The organism is Pedobacter nyackensis, from assembly GCF_032678475.1.
GTDB classification, from domain to species: domain Bacteria; phylum Bacteroidota; class Bacteroidia; order Sphingobacteriales; family Sphingobacteriaceae; genus Pedobacter; species Pedobacter nyackensis_A.
The window spans coordinates 586,456-599,750 of the sequence record NZ_JAVTSF010000004.1 but is presented as its reverse complement, the minus strand read 5'-3'; the positions used below and the strand labels follow the sequence as shown (position 1 = coordinate 599,750).

Annotated in this window: 9 protein-coding genes; 6 read left to right on the top strand and 3 right to left on the bottom strand. The window is 40.8% G+C overall.

What is annotated here, in order from left to right; genetic code table 11:
• Window positions 1–202: 202 nt before the first annotated feature.
• The 6 genes from R2Q84_RS16385 to R2Q84_RS16360 are packed head-to-tail and all read left to right on the top strand — an operon-like array spanning window position 203 to window position 9,918.
• On the top strand, window positions 203–3,508 hold the full coding sequence (locus R2Q84_RS16385; RefSeq protein ID WP_316817657.1) for a SusC/RagA family TonB-linked outer membrane protein: 3,306 nt from the start codon (window positions 203–205) through the stop codon (window positions 3,506–3,508).
• A gap of 8 nt (window positions 3,509–3,516) precedes the next feature.
• Window positions 3,517–4,950, top strand: coding sequence for a RagB/SusD family nutrient uptake outer membrane protein (locus R2Q84_RS16380; protein ID WP_316817656.1), 1,434 nt, complete (start codon window positions 3,517–3,519; stop codon window positions 4,948–4,950).
• Window positions 4,951–4,962: 12 nt separating this feature from the next.
• On the top strand, window positions 4,963–5,760 hold the full coding sequence (locus R2Q84_RS16375) for a DUF4843 domain-containing protein (RefSeq protein WP_316817655.1): 798 nt from the start codon (window positions 4,963–4,965) through the stop codon (window positions 5,758–5,760).
• A 22-nt stretch (window positions 5,761–5,782) separates the two neighbouring features.
• Window positions 5,783–7,291, top strand: coding sequence for a PKD-like family lipoprotein (locus tag R2Q84_RS16370; protein ID WP_316817654.1), 1,509 nt, complete (start codon window positions 5,783–5,785; stop codon window positions 7,289–7,291).
• A 12-nt stretch (window positions 7,292–7,303) separates the two neighbouring features.
• Entirely contained in the window at window positions 7,304–8,689 is a 1,386-nt protein-coding gene (locus tag R2Q84_RS16365; protein ID WP_316817653.1) for a TlpA disulfide reductase family protein, read from the top strand.
• A gap of 50 nt (window positions 8,690–8,739) precedes the next feature.
• Entirely contained in the window at window positions 8,740–9,918 is a 1,179-nt protein-coding gene (locus tag R2Q84_RS16360) for a retropepsin-like aspartic protease (protein ID WP_316817652.1), read from the top strand.
• A gap of 193 nt (window positions 9,919–10,111) precedes the next feature.
• Here R2Q84_RS16360 and R2Q84_RS16355 read toward each other — a convergent pair whose 3' ends face one another.
• Genes R2Q84_RS16355 through R2Q84_RS16345 form a run of 3 tightly spaced genes read right to left on the bottom strand, consistent with a single transcriptional unit; the run spans window position 10,112 to window position 13,196 of the window.
• Window positions 10,112–11,593, bottom strand: a complete 1,482-nt coding sequence (locus R2Q84_RS16355; protein WP_316817651.1) for a hypothetical protein — start codon at window positions 11,591–11,593, stop codon at window positions 10,112–10,114.
• Window positions 11,594–11,596: 3 nt separating this feature from the next.
• The gene (locus tag R2Q84_RS16350; RefSeq protein ID WP_316817650.1) at window positions 11,597–12,496 is read right to left on the bottom strand and encodes a sugar phosphate isomerase/epimerase; all 900 of its coding nucleotides are present in this window, start codon (window positions 12,494–12,496) and stop codon (window positions 11,597–11,599) included.
• Window positions 12,420–13,196 (bottom strand): phytanoyl-CoA dioxygenase family protein, encoded by a 777-nt coding sequence (locus R2Q84_RS16345; RefSeq protein WP_316817649.1) that lies wholly within the window; start codon window positions 13,194–13,196, stop codon window positions 12,420–12,422. Before R2Q84_RS16345 ends, R2Q84_RS16350 begins: the two co-directional genes overlap by 77 nt.
• Window positions 13,197–13,295: the final 99 nt, after the last annotated feature.

Here is a 13,295-nt window from a genome sequence, read left to right as displayed (position 1 = left end):
TTACCAGATCCAAAAAAAGCCGGAAGCACTTGGAATGCTTCCGGCGGTAATACTCTTTGCGGGAGTAAATATTTGGATCTGACTTGACGATTAAACCAATTTTTAACATTAAGACCAAAACCAGACAAAGCAAATGTATGAAATTTTACATAACATTTTACGGGAGGGGTATGCCCGCCGGAATGTTAATTTATTACTCAAAGTGAAGCTAATAATTCTATTAATTATAGGGGCAAGTTTGCAGGTGAGTGCGATCAGTTATGCGCAGATCAGCCTGAAGGAGAGAAACATGCCTATTGAAAAGGTGATAGAAAAAATCAGAAAACAAACCGGTTATGATTTTTTCTATAACTCTGCAACATTAAACAAGGCCAAACCTGTTTCTGTTTCCATAAACAACGGGACCATTTACCAGGTGCTGGATGCTTGTTTTGAAGGTCAGCAGCTGATTTACCGTATTGAAGATAAGTCCATTATCATTCAATCGAAGCCCGTTGTACTTGCCGCAATAGTTGTAACAGGAAAAGTCGTGGATGAAACAGCCAGGCCTATTCCTGGTGTTACTGTCCGCGTAAAAGGTACAAACGGCATAAGACCGGTAGTGACTGATAAGAACGGGGAGTTTAGCATTAAGGTCCCTGAAGCAGGTGATATTCTGGTGTTCACTTATATTGGTTATAAACCTGTGGAAATTAAGGTTACTGCCAATCAGGCACCAATAACGGTAAAAATGATCATGGCCGAAAATGAAATGAGCGAGGTAGTGATCAATACGGGTTTAATAAACCGGAAGAAGGAATCCTTTACGGGGGCTGTAGCTACGTTTACTGGCGATGAGCTGAAAGCCAAAGGAAACCAGAATGTGATCCAGAGTCTCAGGACATTAGATCCTTCTATCATTCAGATCGAGAACAATGCCATGGGATCGAACCCGAATGTTCTACCTACCATAGAACTGCGTGGGCAGACCAGTATTTCGACTAATACCCTGAGGGACCAGTTCTCCACAGATCCTAACCAACCGTTATTTATATTGGATGGTTTTGAAACATCGCTTCGGACTATTGTAGATCTGGACATGAACATCGTGGCTTCCATTACCATATTGAAGGATGCATCTTCTACAGCAATTTACGGATCAAGAGCATCTAACGGGGTTATTGTGATCGAAACCAAAAAGCCATTGCCTGGCAAGCTGAGGTTAAGCTATACCTCTGATTTAAATGTTGAACTTCCTGACCTGGGTTCTTATAACATGATGAATGCCACCGAGAAGCTCCAGTTTGAAAGGCTGGCCGGAAGGTATAGCTCTCCCTCTATTGAGCGGCAGCTGCTGCTGGATACGGTATATGATTCTAGGTTAAAGGAAGTCTTGCGCGGAGTAAATACTGACTGGTTGTCAAGACCTTTACAAACAGGTTTTTCGCATCGCCATTCGATTAACGCTTCGGGCGGTGATGACAAGATCCGTTACGATTTCGGTGGAAATTTCAGAAAACATGCTGCCACAATGATTGGTTCCAAACGCGACGACTGGGGCGCAAATTTAACCTTGTCTTACCGTTCAGGAATATTCAATTTCAGCAACAGGGCTTATGTAAGCGGAACTGAATCTGCTGATTCGCCCTTTGGATTATTTTCGAACTGGGCGAAAACAAATCCTTACTACCGTCCTCTGGATGCAACCTACAAATACCTTGAAGTTGTACCTTCGCCAAGTGTGTTTGCTGATGGGCTGATTTCTTATAACGGTAGCAATTTTCACGAGGCAATTCCCAACCCTTATTATAATGCTTCCTTAAACAGCTTCAATAAGGGTACAAGCTTCAATTTGCTAAATAATTTTCAGGCTACGGCTGATTTTACCAGTGCTTTGCGGTTTCAGCTGAATGTCCAGATCAATAAATCTGTAAATGAAACCACTGGATTTATTTCGTCGCTCGATACCCAATATGACGGGATAGAAGACCCTTTGTTAAAGGGGAGTTATACCTATCGCAAATTAGGCGGTTTAAGTTACACGGTAAATGCAGGTTTAACTTATGCTAAAGTGTTTAAAGATTTGCACTCACTAACCACGAATTTGAGGGTTGAAGCCAGTCAGGATAACCAAAACATTAATGGTTATACAGCAACCGGTTTCCCGGGAGCAGCCAACGGTAACCCGGCTTTTGCCTATGGGTTTAAGGATGGCTCAACCCCAAATGGAGCCAATTCACTGATTAGAAAGAATGCTCTTGTTGGCGCGCTCAACTATTCCTATGCCAAACGCTACAATGTTGACCTGAACTTAAATGTCGACGGATCTACAGCATTTGGTTCCAATAGAAGGTATGCCCCTTACTATTCGGCAGGTGTAAGCTGGAATGTGATCAATGAAGAGTTCATGAAAGAGATAAACTGGGTAGATAATTTAAGGCTCAGGGCAAACTGGGGTTTAACCGGTAATCAGAATTTCAACAACGTAAGCGAGTCTGTGTATAATTATTATTCTACAATTAATAGTCTTGGACAAGGGGTTTACCTTTCGGGATTTGGTGCCGAGAACCTGGAATGGCAAAAAACAAAGCAAACCAGTATAGGCCTGGATGCTGCCTTTATGAAGAACAGATTGAATTTTTACCTGAATGCTTATCAGAAGATCACAGACCCTTTGGTAGTGGCCATTTCGCTTCCTTCTTCAACGGGCTTAGGTAGTTATTCGTTTAATGCCGGCCGGTCTACGGTAAAAGGTATGGAAATGAACTTAAGATTTTCACCTGTATATAAACCAGGCGAGGTGGTATGGACACTGGGCTTAACCGGAGCCATTGCCGACCAGGTATACAGCAAATTTGACAATAAGCTAAGCGGCTTAAACAATCAATTGCAGAAAAGCAACTCTTTTACCCGTTACCGTGATGGGTATAGTGTTTATGACTTGTGGGCTGTCCGGTCACTGGGCATTGACCCAACAACCGGAAAAGAAGTTTTCCTTAGGAGTGATGGGCAGCATACTTTTACCTATGACCCTGCCGATGAGGTTGTTGTAGGCTCGTCCAGGCCTAAAGCAGAGGGTGTTTTAAGTTCTACACTGTTTTATAAAGGTTTTAACCTGGGGGTGTCTGTCAGGTATCTATTGGGCAAGAGCCAGTTCAATACAGCCTTATACAATAAAGTTGAAAACCTTAGCTTCGAGAGCTTAAGGTATAACCAGGACAAAAGGGCACTTTATGAGCGCTGGAAAAATCCCGGAGATGTTACCGCATTCAAAGGTATAGCGCTATATGATGCCTCTCCAATGTCATCCCGTTTTATTCAGTCAGAAAGCTATTTCTCGGGCGAGTCAATTAACCTTGGCTATGAGTTCAGAAACAAAAAATGGCTGGAAAAAGCTTCTCTGTCTGCAATATCCATCAATGCTTACTCAAATGATATTTTTTATCTGTCGAGCATGATCAGGGAACGAGGTATAGACTATCCGTATGCGAAATCAATTTCAATGAGTATCAGGGCCACTTTTAAATAAAATAGACCATGAATCAAAAAATTAAGAAATATATCATGCTGCTGATGGCAGCGGCAACTTTTACCAGCTGTAAACGTTGGTTGGATGTGAAACCTGAAGATAAATTCATAGAATCGCAACTCTATTCCAATGCACAAGGTTTTGCTGATGCAAATAATGGATTTTATATCAATAATGGTTTAGATAGGTTGTACGGTGCTACACTTACCTGTACCACTATGGATGTGCTGGCACAACTGTATGCGGTAAGTTCGCAGAATACGACCAATTATCAAATGTCGACTTTCAGCTATGGGGAAAAAGAGGCGAAAGAACATATAGACCGCATTTGGACTGATATGTATGCGAATATTGCCAATACCAATAAGTTGCTGACCAGTCTGGATACCTATCCAAATGTGCTGGATGCTGGTACTGCGGCCCGGTACAGGGGTGAAACGCTTGGATTAAGGGCCATGTATTATTTTGACCTGATGCGCATGTTTACCAGGCCGTATGCAACTGATTCTTTAAGTAAGATCTTGCCTTATTACGACAAGCTTACCCATGAGCCCTCGGAGTATATGCCAACCAATTATGTGATGAAAAAAATACTGGATGACCTGAAAGCAGCAGAAGCTTTACTTCAGAACAGTGACCCGGCGGTAAACCAGCCAAGGGTAAGCAAGGTTACGATGACCGTTGGGCGTAATTCCAGGAATTATCAGATGAACTATTATGCAGTTAAAGCCTTGCAGGCCAGGGTTAACCTGTGGCGGGGTGATAAGGCTACCGCACTGGCAGCTGCAAAAGCGTTGATTGGCCAGCAGGGTAAATTCCCATGGACAACCGATACAGATTTAAACGGTCTGCCAAGCAATAAAATATTTGCTACTGAAATGATTTTAGGGGTGGAGAACACCAAACTCAACGATGTGTTTACCAACAATTTTAGTCCTGTGCTGTTTGATGCGCAGATTTTAGCACCAATCAATTCGGGCGCATTTACCAACAATACAGTATTTGAAAGCAACCCCGGAGACTACCGGAACCAATACGTCTGGAAGATCGCGGGGAAGCCATTTCCTACCTTTTTTAAATACATGAACGAAGCAAGTATTTCATACAACAGCAACAATACAATCCCACTGATTAAAATGAGTGAAATGTATTTAATTGCTGCCGAATGTGAGCCGGATGTGGCAACAGGGCTTGAATATCTAAATACCCTGCGTATAAAAAGGGGGATCCCAGGGCTACCTGCGGGAATAAATGCGCCTGCTTTAGCTACAGCAATTATGAAAGAATACCGTAAAGAAGTTTTTGGTGAAGGACAGTTGTTTTTCTATTATAAGCGGACAAGGGCTAGTTCTGTTGTTTCAGGTGCAACCAATACAGACAAAGCGATTACTCCGGAGAATTATACCTTTCCTGTTCCATTATCAGAAACTACACCACGTTAAAAAACTATAATTATGTATAAGAATTTTTATTTATGTGTTTTGGCATTGATCATGCTGAGCGCATGCAAAAAAGAAGAGATTGACCTCTATAATGATAAGGCTGTGGGGAACAGTATCTATTTTGCCAAGGCAGATACTTTAAACGATCTCATTGTTAGTTTTGGCTATGCCAAAAATGAGGTTAAAGATTCTGTCGTGTCCCTTGTCATTCGGACCATAGGTGCTCCCGCAACTGTTGACAGACCTTATAATCTGAGTGTAGCAGATAGCAGTACGGTGAAACGGGGAGTAGACTACGATTTTTTGAATACTACGTTCAGCATCAAAGCTGGGAAAGTGACCGATACGCTGAAAATTAAATTTCATAGGACAGAACAATTGGCCAAGGACAGTTTGTTTTTATACTTGGACTTAAAACCCAATGAGCACTTCTCAAACAGCTACCTTTCCCGATCAGTTACTACAAATAATGTTACCCAAATAAAGTATAATACGAGACTTAAGTTTAAAGTAGATGATATTGCAGGAGCGCCGTTTTTTTGGACACCTGCCAGTTCTGGTTATTCGACAGTTTATGGCTATTATGGTGCATTTAGTACACGTAAATATCAATTGCTGATTAGCCGATATAATTTGGATCCAACTGATCTGGCCAGACAAAAATGGGTGGATGAAAGCGGTAATTCTACTAGGCTTGGCGCCTGGGCATTAGGTTTAAGTGCTTATTTAAAACAAAGAGATAATGCGGGTGACCCGGTTTATGAGGCCGATGGTGTCACAAAAATGACTTTGGGAATTTATGCGAAGTAGAACACCTATTTACAATACAAACATGAAGAGAATTGCAAAATTTTTAAGTTTTTGCCTGATGGCCCTGGCCTTTTCAGCTTGCAAAAAGGATAAAGGTAATTACGATTACCAGGATATAAATGAGTGGGGGATATCCAATATACAGGATTCCTATTCAGGTCTTCAGGGAAGTGTACTGAACATTACTCCTACCATTACCTATACTAAAGATATGAGTAATGACCCCAGTAAGTATACCTATAAATGGACAAATATAGATTACGGTGATGGCCCTCTTAAAGAGAGGGTTATTGCAGAAACCAAAGATCTGAACTGGACAATCTCAAATCCATCGAATAATACAACCTATAAGTTGTTGTTCGAGGTGACCGAAAAAAGTACGGGCCTGACGTTCAGAAAATCAACCACGTTGACCGTTACCAGCAACATATCAGATGGCTGGCTGGTATTGAATGATATCAATGGAGATGCCAGACTCGATTTCTTCAATTATGTAAATAACGATTTTGCGTACTATAACGATCTCCTGGCTTCATTTAGTACCCTTAAGTTAAACGGCAAACCGAAAATGCTTTACTTCTACCAAAGAAGAGATCCTTTTTCACTGGTTACAGCCCGGAGTATCTTTGTGGGAACGGACCAGGCCACCTTTATCATCGACACACAGGACAATACGTTTAGCTCTTTTAGCAACATCACAAATTCGATGTCGAACTATGTGCCACCACCCTATTATGCGGAAAAGGTGCGTACGCAGGGTAGAAATATGGCATATATGCTCGATAGCCAGGGTAACCTCTTTTTTGAATTTGCAGCTAACAGGTCGGTCTTTGGTACACGTGTAAATCGTACCTCCGACGGCGAGAACATTACAATTTCTCCTTATTTTGCTGTAACTTATGGACTTGGCGCCACCCATGTCCTGATGTACGATGTGGTGAAGAAACGTTTTTTGGAAAACAAATTGTTCAGTACCGCATCTGCTGTTCCTTCAACTAAATCCACATTGTTTACACCGGGGGACATGAATATGGACCTGATGTTTATGGATAATACACCAGCTTTTGGAGGACAGAATTTTGCCATCTTAAAAAACAGTGCAAATAAAATCTACCTGGCACGGATTGTATGCACTTTATCCGCATTTAATCCGGCTGCTTTCGATGAGGTCAATGCGCCGGAGATGTTAAATGCAACCCAGTTTGCGATTGATCCGGTGTCAGGCTATATCATGTATGTGGTGGGGTCAAAGGTATACCGTTACAATCCATCGGATAAGGCCAATGCCATGGTCCTTGATTTAGGTGCCAGGAAGGTTTCATTGATCAAATACAACCGATTTGTGTATTCGAACGACGCACGTCACGTAGAGTACAGTAGAAAACTCATCGTTTGCTCTTATGATGAGGCCAACCCGGCAACTTCTGGTACAATGGATTTGTATACCGTACCTAACCTGAACGGGGAAATATCATTATACCGTTCATTTACCGGACTGGGGAAAATTGTAGATGTAAGTTATAGAGAGTAAAATTTAAGAATAATGAATAATAAAAAAATATTGGCCTGTGCATTTTTTATGCTGGGTATGGGCAGCGCTTTTGCTCAGATAAAAGCACCGGTTCAGGTAAAAGGCACAGTTTTAAGCAATAGGAATCAGGTGAAACTTTATAAGGTTGTAGATGGAGGTATTTCAGAAATTGCCAATGCCACGGTCAATGATACCAAACAATTTGGCTTCCTGTTCTATCCCGATTATGAAGGATTGTATGTTATTGGGACCGGAAATGCAATAAGTCCGGCAGAGAATTACAAATTCTATTTTAAACCTGGCGATCAGCTGGATATAACGCTCAGGGATACCAGCTATACTTTGGGAAAGTCAAGTTCTAAGGAAAACCAGATACTTAAACAATGGGCTGACCTTACCAATCCTTTATTTCAGAAAGCAGCCAACTATACAAAGATTCTTAGCACATTTATCGACTTTTTTCCACAGCTGGAAGAGATATCGGCCAAATCCAAGGGCTTCTTAAACGGTAAAGCTACTGGTAATGCCAAATTTGATAAGATGATGAAACGTAATATGGAATGGGATATGGCGCTTTATGCCTCCACCTTCCTAAATACACCTCGTTCCGCTCATCCTTCGGTAGAAGAGTACAGCCCCTTTTATGCGAAACTTAAAGTACAGGATTTTACCGGAAGCGCAGTTGAGGCTTATAGCCAGCCCTGGGGAAACCGTACCATAAGTAGTGTGCTTAGTGTAAACAAGAGGCAGGCTGGCACAAAGTATTCCACAACTTTGCAAATGATGAAAGATGATCTGCCTTTTCTGCAAAACGACACACTGAAAGGGGATTTTGTTCTGGAAAATATGGCACGTGCACGAACTTTTGAGGAATATAAAGAACTAACAGATAGCTATGATAAATATGTGCTTACAAAAAGCCAGAAAAAGCGGAGTATGGATATGATGGCAGCTTTAGCTACTTTAAAACCTGGTGATCAGGCTTATGCTTTTTCTTATCCGGATAAAGATGGCAAGACCGTAAAAATGTCTGATCTGAAGGGTAAGGTAGTTCTGGTTGATGTCTGGGCGACCTGGTGCGGGCCATGTAAAGCAGAAATCCCCCATCTTAAAAAACTGGAAGAAGAAATGAAAGGCACTGACCTGCAGGTAGTGAGTATTTCTCTTGATAAGGTTGCGGATAAAGGAAAATGGCTTCAGATGATCAAGGAGGAAAAGCTTGGCGGTATCCAGTTGTTTGCTAATGGAGAAAAGGATCTGGGGCAATATTATAAGATTAAAGGCATCCCACGTTTTATGGTATTCGATAGACAAGGTAAAATTGTGACAGTTGAATCACCACGTCCTTCTAATCCGGCTCTCAAAGCTTTATTAGAAAAAACACTTGCTGCTAAATAATAAATTTTAGGCCAACCAACGGTTGGCCTTTTTTTTCGATATATAACCAAATGATATTAAAGTACAAACGGGTCGCTGTGACCTTTTCGATGTTATTATTTAGCCTCTTTGCAGCTGCACAACAAGCAACAGAGGTGGCCAGAATTCCTTTTGAATCGGATAATGGCACCATCATCTTAACCGTTAAATTAAACGATTTTCCGCGCCCACTTCGCCTGCTGTTTGATACTGGTGCTGATGGCATGGCGGTTGCACAACCTTTGGCCGACTCCATTGGCCTGAAAGTTTCCCGCACACAAAAGGCATCAGTGGTAGGGGGGACTATGGACATCTCGGTTTCTGAGGGCAATATCGTTCATATGGGGGATTTTGATTTTAAAAATCAAAGCATCGCCATATTTAAAGAAATGTATAAGGGAAATGATGGCATTATGGGTAACCAGATTGCGAGGAAATACATCACCAAAATAGATTACGATAAAAAGGAGATGGTACTTTATAGCTTTGGTGATTATCAGTATGAAAAGGCGGGCGCTTCAGTTCCTTTTACTATACCTTCAGGCTTGTTTATCATTCCGGGGTCTTTAAGAATTACAACAGAACCTGGCCACAAGGGCGATTTTGTTTTTGATACAGGAGCCTCTTATAGTTTGATATGCTTCAGACCTTTTGTAAAGAAAAACAAATTATTGGTGAGTGGTTTTAAATCAGAATACAGTGGTTCTACGACTAGTATGGGTATGACCACGCCAACTTTTAGCGGTAAAGCATCTGATTTTACTTTGTCTGATATGTCCCCGCTTATTAATCTGCCGGTAACCTTAATGGCCGGTGGCGGACAAAGTGAAAGCTGGAATCCTGGTTTCGATGGCTCAATAGGGGTTCGCTTAATAAGCAGATACAATTTTACCATTAACATGCAGAAAAAGGAGATTCATTTGAGTCCAAACAAAACATATAATTACCCATATGATTTTGTCATTGGTGGATACCTGTTTGGCTTTAATTTAGAGGGCGAACTGGAGGTGATCAGTTTAATAGCATCTGAAAATCCCAAGGTGAGCCTCACAGCTGGTGTTAAAGTAAAAACATTAAACGGGTTAACCGCTAAAATGCTGTTGAAGGACCGTAAGCAATTCAATAAGTTAATGGCATTGCCAGCGGGAACAAACTATATAGTAGAATCCGTTCGAAATGGTATGCTGATTAAGGATCATCTTGTTAAATAACTATAAAAGCCTTAGATTTCTCTAAAGCTTTTATTTTTGCTGAGATTTTATTTCTAGTTCTTCTGCACTGAAAAGTTTCGGAAGGTCAATTCATGGTTCGATATCCAGAGAGGTTAACAATCAGTTAGATCAACCCCAAATGTTTTGGATTAAGCGTAAAAAGGATTAATACATAAACTTATGGAGTAATCGATTAAATTTCTAGCGGAGCAGTTTGGTTTTTGATTGATTTTTTATCCTCTTTTTCTATAGCACAACGCTCTGGATCTTCACTGTGAAGAGTGGTAAAATTGTCCCGTTTTTTTGCTGTTAAAGCATACCATGCTATATAACAATAACCCAACGCCGGTAGTAAAAAGGATAATCGGATGCCTATTGTTGGTAAATCGGAAATAAAGCCTTGAATTGGAGGAAATAATGCACCACCTACAATCATCATCACAAGTAAAGACGAGCCTTGTTGTTTGTATTTTCCTAAGCCGCTAATTGCTAATGAAAAAATACATGGCCACAATAAAGCACTGAGCATGGCAATGGAAATAATACAGAACATGCTCAATCTGCCATCAACCGTCAAACTGAAAACAATCAGTAAAATGGATGTTATCGCGGAAAAGAAAAGTATTTTCTCGGTCTTTTGATTACTGAGCAGTAAGATAAGTGAAGTAATAAAAATAAATGGTGTATAGGTTATAAGATGTGAAAGATTTGAACCATTGATAAAATTCACAGCAAGGACAACACTGAATGCAGTAATCGGAACAATAAACAACAAGATGTTAGTTAGTGTTTTATTTAGGTTAAACATAAACAAGGCACCTGTCCATCTTCCAATTAGCAGACTGCCTCCAAACAAACTAAAATAATGGATTGCCTTGTCGGCCGGGAGGCCCATAATCTCGGCATCTGCCACTAATGCCGGAAGATTTCCCTGGATGGTAACTTCGCAGCCAACATAACAAAAAATGGCTACCATACCCAGTAACAATTGAGGAAATCGGAATGCGCCCATATCTGTTACCTGATCCTTAACCGTATACAGTGTTGCAGGTAATTTTACGCTGTAAAACCAACAGGCAAATAAAACATATAAGATTGCTATTGCAAAAAATAAAGGCTTAACAGCGATGAGAGATAAGTTACCGCTGCTTGATAGTTTACCAAAAATAAAATAGCTGAGCACAAGTGGTGCTATGGTATTACCAAAAGAGTTAATGGCTCCGGCAAGGATCAGCCGATTGGCCCCCGACTTTTCATCACCCAGCATAATTAGCAGTGGATTGGCAATAATTTGTTGGAATGAGAAGCCAAGAGCAATAATAAATAATGAAGCGAGAAATAAAATGTAGGAATGTACACCAGTGGCCAGGGCAAGGCTAATTGTACCACAGGCCGACAGGGTAAGGCCTGCTGCCATTACTTTTTTGCTGCCTAAAGTAGCTAGCCAGTTAGACTTTTTGATGCTAATCAAAAAATAAAGTAGGGATCCCGTAAAATAAGCTGCATAAAATGAGAGTTCTACCAATTGCGACTGGAATTGCCCAAGCGAAAATTGTTGCTTAAGTACAGGGATAAAAAGTGCATTTCCTGATGCAGCAAAACCCCAGAAGAAGAAGATACAAATTGTTGCGGTCAACGCTGAACGGTAAGAGCTATTTTTTGATTTCGGTTGCATATCTTATCTCAAAGTTTTATAACGGGTTTTTAAAAGTGTCATGAGCGTTCTATTCCACTCAAATTGTATCGTATGACCATTTTCTAAAGGAGAAGCACTTACCATATAGGGCCATGGACCAAATTCTGTAGTAATGCCAATCTGTTGACTTTTGTGCTGTAAATGATAGGCAATTATCTTGTCCCATACCTGCAAATGTCTTTCTTTGATATAATCCCACTTTTGATGATCAAGCTGGTCTATCTGTGGACCTTGGGTATGTCCATAACGGGCATGAATATGTGCAACATGAGGGATAGTATCGGTAACTATCTCTTCCTGATCTTCAAGCATGGTTTCTGCTACGCAAAACCAGTGCGAGATATCCAGGGTAAGTTTTAGCCAATCATTATCCAGAAAATCATGGGTAACATGGGCCGCAAAATTAAATCTGCTTCGGTGTGTTTCATGGGTAATATTCAGCCCATGCGCATCGGCAATTTCCTTTGCATCATGCAGAAGTATCCTGTTTTGAGCTGCGGTAAAAAAATCACGTCCGGTATGCGAGTTAATCAGGTAAGGTTGATAGGAGGCCAATCTGGTAATTCTGTTTTTATATTCAGTTCTATGATTTTCAAAATCGGGGGCCGTGGTTTCGTAATGTTGTAAGATATACAGCAGGTTTCTCCTGTTGATTAGCTCTAATATCATTTCAGCTTCTGCAGTTCCATCTGGCAAACCAATCTCTACACCATGATAGCCCGCATCAACAACCTGATCTAAAAATGTTTCCCAATCTACAGCATCTGCTCCCCAGCGTGGACAAAAGAATAAAATATCCAAGGCTTTATGTGTTTTTCGATTGTGCATTTTCATCACGTACCTGGCGATTCCCGGTATGATCATAACCCTGACTTCTCTCATAGTCAATCATGGCCTGAGGTCTGAAGTTCGTGATAAAGGCTCTTCTCCTTAATTCTGTTGAATTACCTCTGCTATAATGTAAGGTACCTCCATGATGAAAGATACAATCTCCAGGTTCAATTTCTACGGCTATTCCTTCACTTTCATCGGCGTCGCATTGTAACGCACCTCCACCTTTACCGGCAGGCACATGTGTTCTGACAGGTAATTTGTGCGAACCGGGTACATACCACATACATCCATTAGCTATGATAGCTTTATCAAGCGCTACCCAACAGCTGGTTGCGCGGGTGTCGGGCATGGTAATCCAATACGCCCTGTCCTGATGCCAGGGTGTTGGTGTATTCGTTAGCGGTGCTTTATCAATCAGCATGTCGAAATCAAGTGCCATATCTGCTCCCAGTAACTCCTGAGCTATCTGCAGGGATTTTTCGTGTAATGGTTGCTTAAGTAGTTCAGGTAATATTCTACTGGGAACCATAATCTGTGTAATTAACTCTTTCTTGATTGATTCGTTTTTTGAAACATGTCCCCCAAGGTCAGATCGATAGGCCGTCGTATCAATTGTATTATTAAGGAAGTCTTCATATAGCTGTTTGTAATGTCCTATTTCATCGGCTGACAGTAGCTTTTTAACAACTACATAGCCATTTTCTTCAAAGAAGTTAACAAGATTTTTAGATATCAATTGGTCGCTCATGTAAAAATAATTTTCACTAAGTTGAGTGATCAATTCCGAATTAATGTTTAAGATAAACGCATAGTATTTTTTTAAACAAAGAAAATTGAGGATTATTTA